Raw genomic sequence first — 22,075 nt, 5'->3', positions numbered from 1 at the left:
CTGTGTCATGACATGCCGAGGTCGTTGTCGATGAAGTCGAAGATCTCGTCGGCGGTGGCGGAGTTGATGTGGTCGCTCACCCCGGTGCCGTCGCCGGTCTCCGCTTCGGCGTCCTGTGGGTCGTTCCACTTCGCCAGCAGGGTCTGCAGCCGGGACGCGATCCTGGCGCGCTGCGGATCGTCCGCCGGTACCACGCCCAGCACGCCTTCGAGCCGGTCCAGTTCGGCAAGCGCGGGCAGCGCCCCGGCGGTGTCCCCGGCAGCCACCTGCGTGCGCAGGTGGCGGGCGAGGGCCGCGGCGGTCGGGTGGTCGAACAGCAAGGTGGCGGGGAGCGGCGTTCCGGTGGCGAGGCCGAGCCGGTTACGCAGTTCGACCGCCATCAGCGAGTCGAAGCCCATCTCGCTGAAGGCCCGATGCGGGTCGATCGCGTCCGCGGAGGAGTGCCCGAGGACCGCGGCGACGTGGGTACGGACCAGGTTGGCGAGTACGCGTTCCTGATCCGCTGTGCTCCGCCCGACCAGCTCCTCGCGCAGCGCGTCGAGCCCGCTGTGCGGTCCGCCGCCCGCCGTATCGCGCTCCGATGCCGCCGCGTGTGCCTCCGGCAGATCGCTCAGCAGGGCGCTGGACCGCGCCGCGGTGAAGCCGGGCGCAAACCGCGACCAGTCCACATCGGCCACGGTCAGCGTGGTGGCGCCGCGGGCCACCGCCCGCTCCAGTGCGGAGGCGGCGAGGCGCGGGTCGAGGGGGGACATCCCGCTGCGGGCCAGTCGCTCCGTCAGCCGCTCGTCGCCCGCGCTGCCGGCCGCCATGCCGCCGCCGGCCCACGGGCCCCATGCGATCGAGGTGGCCGGCCTGCCGAGAGCCTGCCGGTGCTGGGCGAGGGCGTCCAGATAAGCGTTGGCGGCGGCGTAGTTGGCCTGGCCGGTGGCCCCGGCCGTGCCGGCGAAGGAGGAGAACAGCACCAGTGCGGTGCGCTCGTCCGTCAGCTCGTGCAGGTGCGCCGCGGCGGCCATCTTGGGCCGCAGTACGGCGTCCAGGCGCGGCGCGTCCAGCCCGGCGATCAGGCCGTCGTCGAGCACGCCCGCGGCGTGGTACACCGCGTCGACGGGATACTCGGCCAACAGCTGAGCCAGCGCGTCCCGGTCGGCGGTGTCGCAGGCGACGACCGTTACCCGGCTGCCGCGGGCGGTCAGTTCGGCTGCCAGCTCGGCCGCGCCGTCGGCCCGTGTTCCGCGCCGGCTCGCCAGCACCAGATGCGGGGCGCCCCGGTCGGTGAGCCGGCGGGCCACCTGGGCGCCGAGCGCGCCGGTGCCTCCGGTGATGAGAACGGTGCCGCCACCTGCCGAGGGCTCGGTGCTGCCGGGGCCGGCGTCCTGGAACCGGGCCCGGACCAGCCGCCGTACGTACACACCCGAGCCGCGCAGGGCGAGCTGGTCCTCACCGGTCCCGGCCTCCAGCACGGCGCACAGCCGCTGTACGGCTCGTTCGTCCAGCTCCGCGGGCAGGTCGACCAGTCCGCCCCAGCCCTGCGGATGCTCCAGCGCGGCGACCCGTCCGAAGCCCCAGACAGCGGCCTGTACGGGAGAGGGCACGGCCTCGCCGTCCCGTACCGCGACGGCTCCGGTGGTCGCGCACCACAGCGGCGCGCCGACCCTCAGGTCGTCGAGGACCTGGACGAGCGCCACGGTCGCGGCGAGTCCGCCGGGGGTGGCGGGCTGCGCCCGGTGCGGTTCCTCATCGGTGCCCAGCAACGACAACACACCGGCAATGGGCCCCAACTCTGCTGCTACTGCGGCTAGTTGGCCTTCGAGTGCAACGCGTTCCACCTCACCGCAGTCGACCTCGAACGGGACGACCCGGGCCGCACCATGGGCGACGAGTCCGTCCACGATCGCCTTCTCCCGGGCCCTGTCGGCGCGTCCCGCGGGCAGCGGCAGCAGCCAGGTGCCGGACAGCACGGGGACGGCGGTGTCGGCGGTGGGCCGCCAGGTGACCTGGTACTCCCAGCCGTCGGCGGTGGTGCGTTCGCGGTGCGCCTGACGCCACGAGGTCAGCGCGGGCAGCACCTCGCTCAGCGGCGCATCGGCGGTCAGCCGGAGCCGCTCGGCGAAGGCGCCCAGGTCGGCGTGTTCCACCGCGTCCCAGAACTGTTCGTCCGCGGCAGGCGCCGGGTGGGCACCGGCCGATGTGCCGGCCGGATCCAGCCAGTACCGGACGTGCTGGAAGGCGTAGGTGGGGAGTTCGACACGGCGTGCCCCGGCCCCAGACAGCGCGGCCGACTCCGCCAGGCCGCGCACCTGGAGGCCCGCCGCGGCCAGCAGGGCGCTGCGTACCTCGGGCCGTTCGCGCCGCAGGACGGGGAGCGCGGCGGTGGCCTCATCGGGCTCCCGCAGACTCTCCCAAGCCATGGCGGCAAGGGCGCCATCAGGACCCAGCTCCAGGTACGTCCGTACGCCGTCCGCCTCCAGTCGGCGGATGCCGTCGCAGAAGCGCACGGCCTCCCGCACCTGCCGCACCCAGTAGTCGGGCGAGGTCAGATCGGCTTCGGTGGCCGGTTCCCCCGTGAGGTTGGAGATGACAGGAATCCGCGGTGGTGCATAGCGCACCCCCCGCGCGACTTCACCGAACTCCGTCAGCATCGCTTCCATCAGTGGTGAGTGAAACGCATGGCTGACCCGCAAACGCCTAGTCTTTCGCCCCTGCTCGGCCAGCTGCCCAGCAATGTGGGTGACCGCATCCTCTGCCCCGGAGACGACGACGGCCGTAGGTCCGTTCACCGCGGCGATCCCCGCCCGGTCCGTAAGACCCTCCAGCAGGGGCAGCACCTCTTCTTCAGCAGCCTGTACGGCGATCATGGCGCCGCCGTCCGGCAGTGCCTGCATCAACCGCCCGCGAGCCGCGACGAGGGCGCAGGCATCCTCCATGGTCAGCACCCCGGCCACGTGCGCGGCAGTCAGCTCTCCGATGGAGTGGCCGATCAGGACATCAGGCCTGACGCCCCACGATCCAACGAGGGCATGGAGCGCCGTCTCCACGGCGAACAGCGCGGGCTGGGTGTAGGCGGTGCGGTCGAGCAGCGCGGCATCCGGCGTGCCCTCGTCCGCGAAGACGAGGTCACGCAGCGGCCGTTCAAGGTGCCGGTCGAACTCCGCGCAGACCTCATCGAACGCCGCCGCATACACAGGGAACCGCTCGTAGAGCTCACGTCCCATCCCGGCGCGCTGGGACCCCTGACCGCTGAACAGGAAGGCGAGCTTCCCACCAGTGCCCGCCTGCCCGCGCACCAGCCCCACCGAGTCCTCCCCGCGGGCCAGCGCGGCAAGGCCGTTCAGGAAGGTGTCCCGGTCCTCGGCAACCAGCGCCGCACGGTGGTCGAAAGCGGCCCGGGTGGTGGCGAGCGAGTACCCGACATCGTGCACCAGCAGGCCAGGACGGTCTGCGAGGTGCGCGCGCAGCCGCTTCCCCTGGTCGCGGAGTGCCGCGGCGGAGCGGGCGGACAGCGGCCATACGACAGGCCCTTGATGGCTGTCGGGCCGGTGGTGTTCGGCGCGCGCGGTGCTCTCGGGACCGCTGTCGGTGGAGATGGCCTCGGCGGGTCCGCTGTCCGTCGCCCCGGACTGTTCGAGCACCACATGCGCGTTGGTGCCACTGATCCCGAACGAGGACACAGCGGCCCGGCGCGGCAGTTCGCCCTGTGGCCACTCCACGGCCCGGGTCAGCAGCCGCACATCTCCGGACGACCAGTCCACGTGTGAGGAGGGCTCGGTGACATGCAGCGTTCGCGGCAGTACACCGTTCTGGAGCGACAGCACCATCTTGATCACACCGGCAATGCCGGCCGCGGACTGAGTGTGCCCGATGTTCGACTTCACCGAGCCCAGCCACAACGGCCGGTCCGGCTCGCGGTCCTGTCCGTACGTGGCGATGAGCGCCTGTGCCTCGATGGGGTCGCCGAGCGAGGTCCCGGTGCCGTGTGCCTCGACCACGTCCACCTCGTGGGCCGCAAGCTCGGCGTTGGCGAGTGCCGCCCGGATGACCCGCTGCTGGGAGGGGCCGTTGGGGGCGGTCAGGCCGTTGGACGCGCCGTCCTGGTTGACCGCGGAGCCGCGGAGCACGGCGAGCACCGGGTGGCCATTGCGCCGCGCGTCGGAGAGCCGCTCGACCAGGACGAGGCCCGCCCCCTCGCCCCAGCCGGTGCCGTCCGCGTCGTCGGAGAACGCCTTGCACCGCCCGTCGCCCGCCAGTCCCCCCTGCCGACCGAACTCCACGAAGGTACCCGGAGTGGGCATCACGGTCACCCCGCCTGCGAGGGCGAGATCGCACTCCCCGAGCCGCAGGGCCTGTGCGGCCAGATGCAGCGCCACCAGCGACGACGAACAGGCGGTGTCGACCGTCACCGCGGGACCTTCGAGGCCCAGGGCATAGGAGACACGGCCGGAGGCCACGCTGGTCGCGTGACCGGTGAGCAACTGCCCTTCGGAGCCCTCAGGCAGGGTATGCGCGGCCGAGCCGTAGCCCTGGTAGTTCGTCCCCGCGAACACCCCGGTCCGGCTGCCACGCAGCGCCGTCGGGTCGATGCCGGCCCGCTCCAGTGCCTCCCACGAAATTTCGAGGAGAAGCCGCTGCTGTGGGTCCATGGTGACTGCTTCGCGGGGCGAGATACCGAAGAAGTCCGCGTCGAAGTCACCACCGTCGTAGAGGAAACCGCCCTCGAACCCGCCGGCCTCTCCGTCGGTCCGCCAGCCCCGGTCGGCCGGTATGGAGGAGACTGCATCCATACCACCGGCCAGCAGCCGCCAGAACTCCTCGGGGCTGCGCACCCCTCCCGGGAACCGGCAGCTCATGGCGACGATGGCGAGCTGCTCCTCGCCGGTCGCCGGCCGACCGGCCGCGGCGACCGGGGCCACGGCCGCCGCATCGTCTCCGAACAGTTCGGTGCACACATGGCGAGCCAGTACCACCGGCGACGGGTAGTCGAAGACCAGCGTCGCCGGCAACCGCAAACCAGTCGCCGCGCCCAGCCGGTTGCGCAGCTCGACAGCGGTGAGCGAGTCAATGCCCAAGCCACGGAAATCCCGTGCGGGCTCGACCGCTTCGGGGCCGGCGTGCCCGAGCACCAGTGCCGCCTGCGCACGGACCAGGTCCAGTACCGCAGGCTCCCGCTCGGCGGCCGGCAGCGCAGCCAGCCGGGTCCGCAGGCTCTGCACGGCGTCACCGGCGGCAGCCGACGCGGCCGAGCGCCGGGCGGACCCGGTCACCAGACCACGCAGCAGAGCCGGCACCGCGGAGTGCGGTGCCCGCAGCGCCGCCTGGTCGAGCCGCACGGGGGCGTACCCCGCTTCGGCGGTACGGAACGCGGCGTCGAACGCCGCCATGCCCTGCTCGGCCGTGAACGGCAGCATGCCGCCACGCGTCATGCGCTGCAGATCGGCCTCCGCCAGCTCGCCGGTCATTCCCACGCCGGGCGCCCACGGGCCCCACGCAAGTGAGGTGGCCGGCAGCCCCGCACCGTTCCTGGCCTGGGCGAACGCGTCCAGGAAGGCATTCGCCGCCGCGTAGTTCCCCTGCCCCGAGCTGCCGAACATGCCGGCGACGGAGGAGAAGAGGACGAATGCGGCCAGGTCCTCGCCCCGGGTCAGCTCGTGCAGGGTGCTCACCGCGTCCGCCTTCGGCACGAGCACGGCATCCAGCCGGTCGGGCGTCATCGAGGACAGCACACCGTCGTCGAGCACCCCGGCCGTGTGCACGACGGCGGTGAGCGGATGCTGCTTCGGCACCGCACCCAGCAGACCGCTCAGCGCCGTACGATCCGCGGTGTCACACGCGGCGACGGTGACCTCGGCGCCGAGGGCGGCGAGTTCCTCGCACAGCGCGTCGACGCCCGGAGCCTGTGGCCCCCGACGACTGACCAACAGGAGGTGCCGTACCCCGTGCTCGGTCACCAGATGCCGGGCCACCAACGCACCCAGACCACCCGTACCACCCGTGACCAGCACCGTTCCTTCCGAATCGAGAGGAACCGGCATCGTCAGCACGACCTTGCCGACATTCTTGGCCTGGCTGAGGTAACGGAACGCCTCAGGCGCCTTCCGTACGTCCCACGCAGTGAGCGGCAGCGGCCGCAGCACACCCTCCTCGAAGAGCGCGACAAGCGCCGTCAGCATCTCCCCGATCCGCTCCGGGCCGGCCTCCCACAGATCGAACGCCTGGTAACGCACGCCCTCGTGCTCCGCGGCCACCTGCGCCGGCTCCCGGATGTCGGTTTTGCCCATCTCCAGGAAGCGTCCGCCCCGCGGCAGCAGCCGCAGCGAGGCATCCACGAACTCCCTGGCCAGGGAATCCAGCACCACATCCACACCCCGGCCGGCAGTCTCCGCCAGGAACGCCCCCTCGAAGTCCAGATCACGCGAGGACGCAATATGCGCCTCATCCAGACCCGAGGACCGCAGAGACTCCCACTTCCCCGGGCTCGCGGTACCGAACACCTCCGCGCCCAGATGCCGCGCCAACTGCACCGCGGCCATGCCCACACCGCCCGCGGCGGCATGCACCAGCACCGACTCACCCGCCTGCAGCTCCCCCAGGTCCACCAACGCGTAGTACGCCGTCAGGAACACCACCGGAACCGACGCAGCCTGCGCGAACGACCACCCCTCGGGGATGCGGGCGAGGGTGCGCGCGTCGGCCACCGCGAGCGGACCGAAGGACTGCGTGAAGAGTCCCATGACCCGATCGCCCGGGGAGAACCCGGTCGCTCCCGGGCCGACCTCGGTGACCACACCGGCACCCTCGATCCCCAGGGGCACGGCGTCACCCGGATACATGCCGAGCGCGTTCAGCACATCACGGAAGTTCAGACCGGCGGCGCGCACCGCGATCCGCACCTGCCCGGCACCCAACTCGGCCTGCGCCGTGGGGCACTCCGCCAGGTGCAGGTTCTCCAACGTGCCCTTCTCCACGATGTCCAAGCACCACGCACCGCTCTGCTCGGGCACCGGCAGCGCATCCGGCCGCACGTGCCTGCTGAGCCTCGGGACGTAGACCTCGCCCGCGCGCACGGCCAGTTCAGGCTCGTCGCAGGCCAGTGCGGCGGGGAGCACGGCGAGGGACTCGCTCACCCCGTCGAGATCGACCAGCGTGAACCGGTCCGGGTTCTCCGAACGTGCCGATCGGATGAGCCCCCAGACGGCGGCCAGTGCCGGGTTCGGTCGGCGTTCGTCCACGGTGACCGCGCCCTGGGTGACGACGACCAGCCGGGAGGCGGCGAATCGCTCGTCGGCCAGCCAGGTCTGGATGATGTCGAGCGCCCGATGGGTCGCGGTGTGCGCGGCGGCCGCCGGGTCGCCGTCAGGAGCGTCCAGCCACAGCAGGACGTGGGAGGGTACCTCGCCCTGGGGCAGCGAACCGAGGTCCGGGTATACGGACGCGCCGATCGCGGACAGATCGAGTCGGCCGTCCGTGCCGTCGCGCATGTCCACGGCTGCTTCGACGGCTACCGCGGACGCGGTGGACTCGGCGGGCTCCGGCAGCGGGATCCAGTCCATCGTGTGCAGCGCGGTGTCCTGCCCGCCTGCCTTGGCCTGGGCGATCCCGTCGGCCGACACGGGTCGCAGGACCAGGGAGTCTATCGTCGCGACGGGTCCACCCGAGGCATCGGCCAGCTCCAGGGCGACCGAGTCAGGGCCGTTCACGGACAGTCGCGCACGCAGCACCGACGCCCCGGACGCATGCAGCGTCGCCCCCGACCAGGAGAAGGGCAACCTACCTCGCCCCTCATCCGCTCCGCCGGAGTCCACGAGTCCGAGCGCATGCAGCGCCGAGTCCAACAACGCCGGATGCAGCCCGAACCCAGCCGCCTCGGCTACGGCACTCTCCGGAAGTTCAACCGAGGCGAACAACTCGTCACCACGGCTCCATACCTCGCGCAGACCACGGAACACCGGCCCATACTCGAACCCCGCTGCCGCCAGCCCCTCATACAGCCCCTCGATGGTGACGGGCTCCGCCCCAGCGGGCGGCCACTCAGACAGGCCTGCCCCGGACGCCGGGCTGTCCGTGCCGAGAACACCGACGGCATGGCGCACCCAAGGCTGGTCGGCTTGTGCGTCCTGCGGCCGGGAGTAGACACTCAGCATCCGGCGTCCGGACTCATCCGCGACCCCGACGGCCACCTGAAGCTGTACGGCACCCCGCTCCGGCAGGACGAGCGGCGCCTGCAGCGTCAGTTCCTCCACCTGCCCGCAGCCGACCTGATCCCCAGCACGGACAGCCAGCTCCAGGAAGGCGGTACCGGGGAGCAGGACCGAGCCCGAAACGACATGCTCGGCGAGCCAGGGCTGGGCCGTGACGGACACCCGCCCCGTGAACACCAGGGCCCCGCCCTCGCTCGCGCCGTACACGCTGTCCATGCCCTCTGCGCTGTCCGTTCCGCCCGCACTGCCGGCCAGGGACAGTGCAGCACCCAGCAAGGGGTGATGAGCGGACACCAACCCGGCAGAGCCCAGATCCCCGGCCGGATCCAGCCAGTACCGGACGTGCTGGAAGGCGTAGGTGGGGAGTTCGACACGGCGTGCCCCGGCCCCAGACAGCGCGGCCGACTCCGCCAGGCCGCGCACCTGGAGGCCCGCCGCGGCCAGCAGGGCGCTGCGTACCTCGGGCCGTTCGCGCCGCAGGACGGGGAGCGCGGCGGTGGCCTCATCGGGCTCCCGCAGACTCTCCCAAGCCATGGCGGCAAGGGCGCCATCAGGACCCAGCTCCAGGTACGTCCGTACGCCGTCCGCCTCCAGTCGGCGGATGCCGTCGCAGAAGCGCACGGCCTCCCGCACCTGCCGCACCCAGTAGTCGGGCGAGGTCAGATCGGCTTCGGTGGCCGGTTCCCCCGTGAGGTTGGAGATGACAGGAATCCGCGGTGGTGCATAGCGCACCCCCCGCGCGACTTCACCGAACTCCGTCAGCATCGCTTCCATCAGTGGTGAGTGAAACGCATGGCTGACCCGCAAACGCCTAGTCTTTCGCCCCTGCTCGGCCAGCTGCCCAGCAATGTGGGTGACCGCATCCTCTGCCCCGGAGACGACGACGGCCGTAGGTCCGTTCACCGCGGCGATCCCCGCCCGGTCCGTAAGACCCTCCAGCAGGGGCAGCACCTCTTCTTCAGCAGCCTGTACGGCGATCATGGCGCCGCCGTCCGGCAGTGCCTGCATCAACCGCCCGCGAGCCGCGACGAGGGCGCAGGCATCCTCCATGGTCAGCACCCCGGCCACGTGCGCGGCAGTCAGCTCTCCGATGGAGTGGCCGATCAGGACATCAGGCCTGACGCCCCACGATCCAACGAGGGCATGGAGCGCCGTCTCCACGGCGAACAGCGCGGGCTGGGTGTAGGCGGTGCGGTCGAGCAGCGCGGCATCCGGCGTGCCCTCGTCCGCGAAGACGAGGTCACGCAGCGGCCGTTCGAGGTGCCGGTCGAACTCCGCGCAGACTTCGTCGAACGCCGCCGCATACGCGGGGAACCGCTCGTAGAGCTCACGTCCCATCCCGGCGCGCTGGGACCCCTGACCGCTGAACAGGAAGGCGAGCTTCCCACCAGTGCCCGCCTGCCCGCGCACCAGCCCCACCGAGTCCTCCCCGCGGGCCAGCGCGGCAAGGCCGTTCAGGAAGGTGTCCCGGTCCTCGGCAACCAGCGCCGCACGGTGGTCGAAAGCGGCCCGGGTGGTGGCGAGCGAGTACCCGACATCGTGCACCAGCAGGCCAGGACGGTCTGCGAGGTGCGCGCGCAGCCGCTTCCCCTGGTCGCGGAGTGCCACGGCGGAGCGGGCGGACAGCGGCCACACAACAGGCCCTTCGGCGTGCGCGATGTTCTCGGGACCGCTGTCGGCGGAGTTGGCTCCGCTGTCCGTCGCCTCGGACTGTTCGAGCACCACATGCGCGTTGGTGCCACTGATCCCGAACGAGGACACAGCGGCCCGGCGCGGCAGTTCGCCCTGTGGCCACTCCACGGCCCGGGTCAGCAGCCGCACATCTCCGGACGACCAGTCCACGTGTGAGGAGGGCTCGGTGACATGCAGCGTTCGCGGCAGTACACCGTTCTGGAGCGACAGCACCATCTTGATCACACCGGCAATGCCGGCCGCGGACTGAGTGTGCCCGATGTTCGACTTCACCGAGCCCAGCCACAACGGCCGGTCCTCATCACGATCCTGACCATACGTAGCGAGCAGCGCCTGTGCCTCGATCGGATCACCCAGCGACGTCCCGGTCCCGTGTGCCTCGACCACGTCCACCTCATGGGCCGCAAGCTCGGCGTTGGCGAGTGCCGCCCGGATGACCCGCTGCTGGGAGGGGCCGTTGGGGGCCGTCAGGCCGTTGGACGCGCCGTCCTGGTTGACCGCGGAGCCACGGAGCACGGCGAGCACCGGGTGGCCATTGCGCCGCGCGTCAGAGAGCCGCTCGACCAGGACGAGGCCCGCCCCCTCGCCCCAGCCGGTGCCGTCCGCGTCGTCGGAGAACGCCTTGCACCGCCCGTCGCCCGCCAGTCCCCCCTGCCGACCGAACTCCACGAAGGTACCCGGAGTGGGCATCACGGTCACCCCGCCTGCGAGGGCGAGATCGCACTCCCCGAGCCGCAGGGCCTGTGCGGCCAGATGCAGCGCCACCAGCGACGACGAACAGGCGGTGTCGACCGTCACCGCCGGACCTTCAAGTCCCAGGGCATAGGAGACACGGCCGGAGGCCACGCTGGTCGCGTGACCGGTGAGCAACTGCCCTTCGGACCCCTCAGGCAGGGCGTGCGCGGCCGAGCCGTAACCCTGGTAGTTCGTCCCCGCGAACACCCCGGTCCGGCTGCCACGCAGCGCCGTCGGGTCAATGCCGGCCCGCTCCAGTGCCTCCCACGAAACTTCGAGCAGAAGCCGCTGCTGTGGGTCCATGGTGACTGCTTCGCGGGGCGAGATACCGAAGAAGTCCGCGTCGAAGTCACCACCGTCGTAGAGGAAACCGCCCTCGACCGGGTCGGCGTCGTCACCGGTCTGCCAGCCCCGGTCGGCGGGCACCGGCGACAGCGCGTCCACGCCGTCGGCCAGCAGCCGCCAGAACTCCTCCGGGCTGCCCGCCCCTCCCGGGAACCGGCAGCTCATGGCGACGATGGCGAGCTGCTCCTCGCCGGTCGCCAGCCGACCGGCCGCAGCGACCGGGGCGACAGCCGCCGCATCGTCTCCGAACAGTTCGGTGCACACATGGCGAGCCAGTACCACCGGCGACGGGTAGTCGAAGACGAGCGTCGCCGGCAGCCGCAGACCGGTCGCCGCGCCCAGCCGGTTGCGCAGCTCGACAGCGGTGAGCGAGTCAATGCCCAGGCCCCGGAAATCCCGTGCGGGCTCGACCGCTTCGGGGCCGGCGTGCCCGAGCACCAGTGCCGCCTGCGCACGGACCAGGTCCAGTACGGCCGACTCCCGCTCGGCGGCGGGCAGCGCGCCCAGCCGGGTCCGCAGGCTCTGCGCGGCGTCACCGGCGGCAGCCGACGCGGCCGAGCGCCGGGCGGACCCGGTCACCAGACCACGCAGCAGAGCCGGCACCGCGGAGTGCGGTGCCCGCAGCGCCGCGTAGTCCAGCCGCACCGGGGCGTACACCGGCTCGGCAGTACGGAAAGCGGCGTCAAAGGCCGCCATGCCCTGCTCGACCGTGAACGGCACCATGCCACCACGCGCCATGCGCTGCAGATCGGCCTCCGCCAGCTCGCCGGTCATTCCCACGCCGGGAGCCCACGGACCCCACGCAAGTGCGGTGGCGGGCAGCCCCACACCATGCCTGGCCTGGGCGAACGCGTCCAGGAAGGCATTCGCCGCCGCATAGTTGCCCTGCCCCGAGCCGCCGAACATACCGGCGACGGAGGAGAACACGACAAAGTCCGCCAGGTCCTCGTCCCGGGTCAGCTCGTGCAGGGCGCTCACCGCGTCCGCCTTCGGCGCCAGCACAGCATCCAGCCGCTCGGGCGTCAGCGACGACAGCACACCGTCGTCGAGCACCCCGGCCGTGTGCACGACGGCGGCGAGCGGATGCTGCTTCGGCACCGCACCCAGCAGACCGCTCAGCGCCGTACGATCCGCGGTGTCACACGCGGCGACGGTGACCTCGGCGCCGAGGGCGGCGAGTTCCTCGCACAGCGCGTCGACGCCCGGAGCCTGTGGCCCCCGACGACTGACCAACAGGAGGTGCCGTACCCCGTGCTCGGTCACCAGATGCCGGGCCACCAACGCACCCAGACCACCCGTACCACCCGTGACCAGCACCGTTCCTTCCGCATTGAGCGGAACCGGCATCGTCAGCACGACCTTGCCGACATTCTTGGCCTGGCTGAGGTAACGGAACGCCTCAGGCGCCTTCCGTACGTCCCATGCGGTGAGCGGCAGCGGCCGCAGCACACCCTCCTCGAAGAGCGCGACGAGCGCCGTCAGCATCTCCCCGATCCGCTCGGGACCGGCGTCAAACAGATCGAACGCCTGATAACGCACGCCCTTGTGCGCGGCCGCGACCTCCTGTGCGTCGCGGACATCGGTCTTGCCCATCTCCAGGAAGCGTCCGCCCCGCGGCAGCAGCCGCAGCGAGGCATCCACGAACTCCCCCGCCAGGGAGTCCAGCACCACATCCACACCCCGGCCGGCGGTCGCCGCCAGGAACGCCCGCTCGAAGTCCAGCTCACGCGAGGACGCGATATGTGCCTCGTCCAGACCCGAGGTACGCAGGGTCTCCCACTTCCCCGGACTCGCGGTGCCGAAGACCTCCGCACCCAGATGCTGCGCCAGCTGCACCGCGGCCATCCCCACACCGCCCGCGGCGGCATGCACCAGCACCGACTCACCGGCCTGGAGACCACCCAGGTCCACCAGCGCGTAGTACGCCGTGAGGAACACAACCGGCACAGAGGCCGCCTGCGCGAACGACCAGCCCTCCGGGATGCGGACGAGGGTGCGTCCGTCAGCCACCGCGAGGGGACCGAAGGACTGAGTGAACAGCCCCATCACGCGGTCGCCCGGGGCGAACCCGGTCACCCCCGGGCCGGTCTCGGTGACCACACCGGCGCCCTCGATGCCCAGGGTCACCGCGTCGCCCGGATACATGCCGAGCGCGGTCAGCACATCACGGAAGTTCAGGCCGGAGGCGCGTACGGCGATCCGCACTTGCCCGACGCCCAACTCCGCCTGTGCCGTGGGGTATTCGGCAAGCCGCAGGTTCTCCAGCGTGCCCCTCTCCGCGATGTCCAGGCACCACGCATCGCTCTCTCCGGGCACCGCCAGCGCATCGGGCCGCCGCTGCCTGCTCAGCCTCGGGACGTGCAACTTGCCCGTACGGATGGCGAGTTCGGGCTCGTCACAGGTCAGAGCGGCGGGGAGCGCGGCGAGGGACTCGCTCGTCGCGTCGAGGTCGACCAGGGTGAACCGGTCCGGGTTCTCCGAGCGTGCCGATCGGATGAGCCCCCAGACGGCGGCCAGCGCCGGGTTCGGTCGGCGTTCGTCCACGGTGACCGCGCCCTGGGTGACGACGACCAGCCGGGAGGCGGCGAATCGCTCGTCGGCCAGCCAGGTCTGGATGATGTCGAGCGCCCGATGGGTCGCGGTGTGTGCTGCGGCCGCCGGGTCGCCCTCGGGGGCAGCCAGGCGGAGCAGGACGTGGGAGGGGACCTCGGCCTCGTCCTGGGACAGCGAATCGAGATCGGGGTAGGCCGAGGCACCGAGGGCGGACAGGCTGGGTCGGCTGCCGTCATCGGTCATGTCAGCCATGTCGATGTCGGCCATGTCGATGACGGCGGCGTCGACGGTGGCGGTGGCGGCCGTGCTCGTGGGCTCTGCCAGCGGGATCCAGTCCAGCGTGTGCAAGGCGGTGTCCGGTCGCCGGCCCGTCCTGGCCTGGGCGATCCCGTCGGCCGACACCGGCCGTAGGACCAGGGAGTCGATCGTCGCGACGGGCCCGCCCGAGGCGTCGGCCAGCTCCAGGGCGACCGAGTCGGGACCGTTCACGGACAGCCGGGCACGCAGCACTGACGCACCGGCCGCGTGCAGCGTCGCCCCTGACCAGGAGAACGGCAACCGGCCTCGGCCGTCATCCGCTTGGCCGGAGTCCACCAGACCTAGCGCGTGCAGCGTCGAGTCCAGCAGTGCCGGATGCAGTCCGAATCCGGCCGCCTCGGGGACGGCGCTCTCCGGAAGTTCGACCGAGACAAACAACTCGTCCCCACGGCTCCATGCCTCGCGCAGCCCACGGAAGGCCGGCCCATAGCCGAAGCCTGCCGCCGCCAGCCCCTCGTACAGCCCGTCCAGGGTGACGGGCTGCGCTCCAGTCGGCGGCCACTGGGACAGACCGGCCCCGGGAGCCGGGCTGTCCGTGCCGAGAACACCGACGGCATGGCGTACCCAGGGCTGCTGCTCGGCGCCCTCGTCCTGCGGCCGGGAGTAGACGCTCAGCGTGCGGTGTCCGTAGTCGTCGGCGGCCCCGACGGCCACCTGAAGCTGTACGGCACCTCGCTCCGGCAGAACAAGGGGCGCCTGCAGTGTCAGTTCCACCACCTGCGTACAGCCGACCTGATCCCCGGCGCGGACGGCCAGCTCCAGGAAGGCGGTGCCGGGAAGCAGAATCGAACCCGAGACGACATGTTCGGCGAGCCAGGGCTGGGCCGCGACGGAGACCCGTCCCGTGAACACCACGGCGCCGCTCTCGGGCGTGCCGTACGGGCTGTCCGTACCGTACGTGCCGTCCGTGCCGTCTTCGCTGTGGGCCAAGGAGACGGCCGCACCCAACAGGGGGTGATGTGCGGACACCAGCCCGGCAGAGCCCAGGTCGCCCGTCGGCGATCCGCTGAACCGCGGCCAGTAGCGCTGGCGTTGGAAGGCGTAGGTGGGGAGGTCGACAGAGGTGGTGGGGGCGGGAGCGGTGGCAGGGAAGAATGCCTGCCAGTCGATTTCGGCGCCGTGGACGAATGCCCGTCCGGCTGCCGTCAGCATGGCGGACACTTCACCACGGTCATCGGCCCGCAGCGCCGGGATGAGGACATGGTCGGCTTCCACGTCGCTGTCGAGGCAGCCTTGCGCCATGGCGGTCAGGGTGCCGTCCGGACCGATCTCCAGGAAACGGGTGACCCCATGCTCCGCCAGCCAGCGGATGCCGTCGGCGAAGCGGACGGCATCACGGACGTGACGCACCCAGTAGTCGGGGGAGGTCAACTCCTCGGTCGTGGCGAGCGCGCCGGTCAGATTCGAGACCACCGGGATGCGGGGTTCCTCGTAGGTGACGGCTTCCGCGACGGTCCGGAACTCGTCCAGCATCGGGTCCATCAGCGGGGAGTGGAAGGCATGGCTGACCTGGAGCCGCTTCACCCTCCGGCCCTCGGACTCGAAATGCCCGGCGATCTCCGCGACCGCGGACTCCTCACCGGAAACCACGAGCGACCTCGGGCCGTTCACGGCGGCAATACTCACCCGCTGGTCATAGCCCTCCAGCAGCGGCAGTACCTCAGCCTCCGACGCCTGGACCGAGACCATGGCCCCGCCCGCCGGGAGCGCCTGCATCAGCCGGCCACGAGCCGCAACCAGACGGCAGGCATCCGCCAGCGACAGGACTCCCGCCACATGCGCCGCCACCAACTCACCGATGGAATGGCCCATGAGGTAGTCGGGGCGGATGCCGAAGGACTCGACAAGCCGGAACAGCGCCACCTCCACCGCAAACAACGCAGGCTGAGTGAAGCCCGTCCGGTTCAACTTCTCCGCGTCGTCACCGAACACCACATCCCGCAACGGCGACGCCAATTCGCTGTCGAAGTGCGCGCACACGGCATCAAAGGCGTCCGCGAAAACCGGGAACGCGTCATACAGCTCCCGGCCCATCCCCAACCGCTGCGCACCCTGCCCCGTGAAGAGCAGCGCCCATCGCGCTTCGGGCTCAGCCAGAGCGGTCACCACGGAAGCCGCGTCCTCGCCCCTGGCCAGGGCCTTGAGTCCGTCGACCAGACCACTGCGTTCGGTGCCGAGGACGACGGCCCGGTGTTCCCATGCCGAACGTGTCGTGCCCAGGGCGAACCCCACCTCCGACAAGCCGAGTTCAGGCCGGGCCTCCACATGCGCCAACAACCGCTGCGCCTGCGCCCGCAGCCCCTCCCGACTCCGCGCCGACACCGCCCACGGCACCACACCCACTCCACCGACCGGCAGCGCCTCCGAGCTCTCCTCCACCGGAGCCTGCTCGATCACCACATGCGCGTTGGTCCCACTGACACCGAAGGCGGAAACAGCCGCCCGCCCCGGGCGGCCACTCTCCGGCCATCCGACGGCCTCGTCGAGCAGCCGCACATTGCCGGCCGACCAGTCCACATGCGACGACGGCTCATCCACATGCAGGGTCTGCGGCAGCACCCCGTGCTGCAACGCCAGCACCATCTTGATGACACCCGCAGCACCCGCAGCCGCCTGCGTGTGCCCGATGTTCGACTTCACCGAACCCAGCCACAACGGCCGCTCCGCCGGGCGGTCCTGGCCATACGTAGCAATCAGCGCCTGCGCCTCGATCGGATCGCCCAGCGACGTCCCCGTGCCATGCGCCTCCACGGCGTCCACATCCGAGGCGGACAACCCCGCGCCCGCCAATGCCTGCCGGATCACCCGCTGCTGGGAGGGGCCATTCGGCGCCGTCAAACCATTCGACGCACCATCCTGATTCACCGCACTGCCGGCCACTACTGCCAGCACCCGGTGACCATTCCGCCGCGCGTCCGACAACCGCTCCACGACCAGCACACCGGCGCCCTCAGCCCACCCCGTGCCATCCGCCGCATCCGAAAACGCCTTGCACCGGCCATCAGCAGCAAGCCCCCGCTGCCTGCTGAACTCGATGAACGCCCCCGGTGTGGACATCACGGTCACCCCGCCGGCCAGCGCCAGATCGCACTCACCCGAGCGCAGGGACTGCGCAGCCAGATGCAAGGCCACCAGTGACGAGGAACACGCCGTATCCACCGTCACCGCAGGCCCCTCAAGGCCCAGCGCATACGACACCCGGCCCGACACCACAGCGGCTGCGTTCCCCGTGCCGAGGTAGCCGTCCTGACCGTCCGGGGTGCTCAGCAAAAGGGCAGGGTAGTCCTGGCCGTTGGAACCGACGAAGACCCCGGCACGGCTCCCCCGCAGCGACTGCGGATCAATACCGGAACGCTCAAGTGCCTCCCAGGAGGTCTCCAGCAGCAGGCGCTGCTGCGGGTCGATCGCGACGGCTTCACGTGGGCTGATGCCGAAGAACGCCGGATCGAACCGGTCGACTCCGCTGACGAATCCACCGTGACGCGCATAGCTCTTCCCCGGCTGTCCCGGGGTCGGGTCATAGAGGGCGTCGAGGTCCCAGCCGCGGTCGTTGGGGAGCTCGGAAATCGCGTCCTCGGCTCCGGCCACCAGCCGCCACAGGTCCTCGGGGCTCGTCACCCCACCGGGAAGGCGGCAACTCATCCCGACGATGACCACCGGATCGTCCGAGACGGAAGCCATCACTGGCAGGTCGGACGCCACGCCTGACACCGCCCCGAACAACTCACCGTCCAGGAAACGCGCCAGCTCAACCGGCGTCGGGTAGTCGAAGACCACTGTGGCGGGCAGCCGCAGGCCGGTCTCGGCATTCAACCGCCCACGCAGTTCCACGGCAGTGAGCGAGTCGAAGCCCAGGTCCCGGAAGGCGCTTCGTGCTTCCATCGAATCCGGCTTGTTGTAGCCGAGGACTGCTGCGGCAAGGGTACGCACCAGCTCCAGCAGCGCCCGCTCCCGCTCCGCAACCGACAACCCCGCCAACCGCTCCCGCACCACCACCCCGGCACCGGAAACCACACCACGACCAGCGCCTTCGCTACCCCCCAACGCCGCCCGAACCTCCGGCAGATCCTCCAGCAACGGACTCGGACGGGCACTGGTGAACGCCGGAGCAAACCGCTCCCACTCCACATCCGCCACCACCACCGAACCCACAACCCCCGCCAAAGCAGCAACAGCAAGATCCGGATCAAGAGCCCTCAACCCACGACGCTCCAGATGCTCCAGCGCACCCTCAACACCAGCCATCCCCCCGCCGGCCCACGGCCCCCACGCCACCGCACAACCCACCGCACCCCGCGCACGACGCGCCTCCACCAACCCCTCGACGAAGGCGTTCCCCGCCGCATACGCCCCCTGAGCACCACTCCCCCACACACCAGCAATCGAAGAGAACACCACAAACGCATCCAACTCCCGATCACCCAACACCTCATCCAGCACCACAGCACCCGCAACCTTCGCCCCCATCACCCCAGCAAAGTGCTCCGCATCCGCATCCCTCAACGGCACCGAATCCACCACACCCGCCGCATGAACCACCGCATCCACCGCACAGCCCGACAACAACCCCTCAACCGCAACCCGATCCGACACATCACACGCCACCATCGACACCCGCACACCAAGGGCAGACAGCTCCGCCTCCAACTCGGACGCACCCGGGGCCTCCGGGCCACGACGGCTCGTCAGAATCACATGCTCGGCACCACGTTCGGCAACCCACCGCGCCACACGCGCACCCAACGCACCCGTACCACCCGTAATCAGCACCGTCCCCCGCGGCCGCCAACCACCCTCTGTCTCCGCAGCGGGAGCCGGAGCGTGCACCAACCGCCGACCGAACACACCGGACGCCCGCACCGCCACCTGATCCTCAACACCACTGGCCAGAACACCGGCAAGCCGGTCAAGCGCCCTACCCTCCACGGCCTCCGGAAGATCCACCAGACCACCCCAACGATCCGGCAACTCCAACGCCGCCACCCGGCCCACGCCCCACACCGCTGCCTGCGCCGGGTCCGGCCCACCATCCGACCGACCGATCGCAACGGCCCCCCGCGTCACCACCCACACACGCCCACCCACACCGGCGTCCCCCAGCGCCTGCACCAGCACAGCGGTACCCGCCGCATCCACGACACCGACCACCAGCACACCAGCGACCGGCTCCCCACCAGCCACCTCACCCAACCGCTCAGCCAGCACACCCCGGTCCACCTCCCCCACGGCACACTCCACCCGCTCAAGCGGCACACCACACCCCGAAAGCCCCTCCACCACAGCCGCAGACCACGCGTCCTCAGCTGCCACCACCGCAAGCCAACGACCAGCCGGCACCCCACCCGACTCCGCCACCAGCGGCTTCCACTCCACCCGATACCGCCAGCCGTCCACGCCCGAGCGCGCGGGCGGCTCGGTCGCCGCAGCCGTGGATTCCAGCCAGTAGCGCTCGCGCTGGAACGCGTACGTGGGCAGCTCCACCCGGCGCGCCCCGGTGCCGGCGAAGTACGCGGCCCAGTCGAGCGGTGCACCCGTCGCGAAGGCGTCGGCCACCGCCGTCATCAGAGAGGTGGTCTCCGGCCGGTCCGCCCGCATGGAGGCGAGGCACACCCGCTCCGGTTCCTCGTCGTCCGAGTCCGCGAGGCAGGCCTGCGCCATCGCAGTAAGCGTGCCGCCCGGCCCCAGTTCCAGGAACCGCGTCACGCCGTGCTCTGCGAGCCACCGGACACCGTCAGCGAACCGGACGGCCTCCCGCACATGCCGCACCCAGTAGTCGGCAGAGGTCAGTTCTTCCGCTGTGGCGAGTTCACCGGTCACATTCGAGACCACCGGGATACGCGGCTTCGCGTATGCCACGCTCTCCGCGACGGCCCGGAACTCGTCCAGCATCGGCTCCATCAGCGGCGAATGGAAAGCATGGCTCACCCGCAGCCGCTTCACCTTCCGCCCCTGCTCCTCAAAACGCCCGGCAATCTCCACCAGCGCGGACTCCGCACCCGAAATCACCACAGCCTGCGGACCGTTCACCGCAGCAATCCCCGCCCGCTGCTCATGGCCCTCCAGCAGCGGCAACACCTCGGACTCCGACGCCTGAAGCGACACCATCGCCCCACCCGCCGGCAACGCCTCCATCAACCGGCCACGCGCCGCCACCAGCCGACACGCATCCGCCAGCGACAACACCCCCGCCACATGCGCCGCCACCAACTCACCAACGGAATGGCCGGCCAGGTACTTGGGCTTGATCCCCCAGGATTCGAGCAGGCGATAGAGCGCCACTTCCACCGCGAAGAGCGCGGGCTGGGTGAATACCGTCCGGTGGAGCGCATCGGTGTCGGCTTCGGCGCCCTCGCCGAAGAGGACGTCTTGCAGCGGTCGTTCCAGCTGAGTGTCGAGGAGTGCGCAGGTCTCGTCGAAGGCCACGGCGAAGGCGGGGTATGCCGCGTACAACTCCCGTCCCATAGTGGCATGTTGGGCGCCTTGTCCGGTGAAGAGGAAGGCGGTGGCGCCTCGCATCGTGCGGCCGCGTATCACGTCGGCACTCGCAGTGCCGGGGCCGTGGGTGGCCAGTTCCGTGAGGCCGCGCAGGGCCGTGGCCCGGTCCTGCGCGAGGACCACGGCGCGGTGTTCGAACGCCGTCCGGGTGGTGGTCAAGGAGTGACCGACATCGGTCAGGTCCAGCTCGTCCTTCGTGACCCGTGCCAGCAGCTGCGCCGCCTGTGCCCGCAGCGCGTCCGCGCTCCGGGCGGACACCACCCAGGGCACGAGGGGGAGTGCTCGGACGGGCTCGCCGTCCTCCTCCGGTGCCGGGGTGTCCTCGGTCGCCGGTGTCTCCTCGATGATGACGTGGGCATTGGTGCCGCTGATCCCGAACGAGGAGACTCCGGCGCGGCGCGGGTGTCCGTCCGGCTCCCAGGGCATCGCCTCGGTCAGCACCTCGACGTCTCCGGCAGTCCACTCGATGTGCCGGGACGGCTCGGTGATGTGCAGGGTTTTGGGCAGTGTGCCGTGGTGCATGGCCATGACCATCTTGATGACACTGCCGACACCGGCCGCCGACTGGGTGTGGCCGATGTTGGACTTGAGCGAGCCGAGCCGTAGCGGCCCGTTGTCCGCCCGGTCCTTTCCGTATGTGGCGAGCAAGGCCTGTGCCTCGATCGGGTCGCCCAGTGACGTGCCCGTCCCGTGGGCGTCGACGGCGTCGACTTCGCTCGGCGTCAGTCCGGCCCGGGACAGCGCGGACCGGATCACGCGCTGCTGCGAGGGGCCGTTGGGGGCGGTCAGTCCGTTGGATGCACCGTCGGAGTTGATGGCCGTACCCCGGACGACTGCCAGTACCGGATGTCCGTTCTTCCGCGCGTCGGAGAGCCGCTCGACGAGCAGCATGCCGGCGCCCTCCGACCATCCGGTGCCGTCCGCATCGTCGGAGAACGGCTTGCAACGGCCGTCGGCCGCGAGGCCGCGCTGCCTGCTGAACTCGAAGAACATGGCCGGGGTGCACATCACGGCGACGCCGCCGGCCAACGCCAGATCGCATTCGCCGCGGCGCAGCGCATGGCAGGCCCAGTGCAGGGCGACCAGCGACGAGGAGCACGCCGTGTCGACCGTGACGGCCGGACCTTCCAGACCGAGGGTGTAGGCGATCCGGCCGGAGGCCACGGACGTGGCGTTGCCGGCGAGGAGCAGCCCCTGTAGGCCTTCCGGAAGGTCGGACGCGCCGACGCCGTACCCGGAGGTGGCAGCGCCGACAAACACTCCGCCGTTGGCGCCGCGCACCGAGGTGGGGTCGATGCCCGCGCGTTCGAAGGCCTCCCAGGCCACTTCGAGCAGCAGCCGCTGCTGCGGATCGGTGGCCAGCGCCTCCCGGGGGCTCATCCCGAAGAACGCCGGGTCGAAGTACCCCGCGTCGTGGAGGAAGCCGCCTTCGCGCGCATAGATCGAGCCCGGCTTCTCCGGGTCCGGGTCGTAGGCCGCGTCGACGTCCCAGCCCCGGTCGACCGGGAAGTCGGAAACCGCGTCTCCGCCTTCGGCGACCAGCTGCCACAGGTCTTCGGGGGTACGCACGCTGCCGGGGTAGCGGCAGCTCATCGCGACGATGGCGATGGGCTCCTGGTCCCTGCCCTCGGCTTCGCGAAGCTGGCGACGAGTCTGCCGGAGCTCGGTCGTCACCCGCTTCAGGTACTCCATGTACTTCTCGTCGTCAGCAGCCACCAATGTCACATCCTCGAACAAAGCCGAGC

At 70.9% G+C, this 22,075-nt stretch carries 1 protein-coding gene; it reads right to left on the bottom strand.

The genetic code is table 11. The annotated features are described in order from the left end of the window. Positions 1-5: 5 nt before the first annotated feature. Positions 6-22,046: a type I polyketide synthase gene (locus STRTU_RS33705; RefSeq protein WP_269777420.1), complete on the bottom strand. Its 22,041-nt coding sequence runs from the start codon at positions 22,044-22,046 to the stop codon at positions 6-8. Positions 22,047-22,075 lie beyond the last annotated feature (29 nt).

The sequence above is a fragment of the Streptomyces tubercidicus genome, assembly GCF_027497495.1.
GTDB lineage: Bacteria > Actinomycetota > Actinomycetes > Streptomycetales > Streptomycetaceae > Streptomyces > Streptomyces tubercidicus.
Note: the sequence above shows the minus strand (reverse complement) of the source record. Positions and strands in the feature narration are given on the sequence as shown.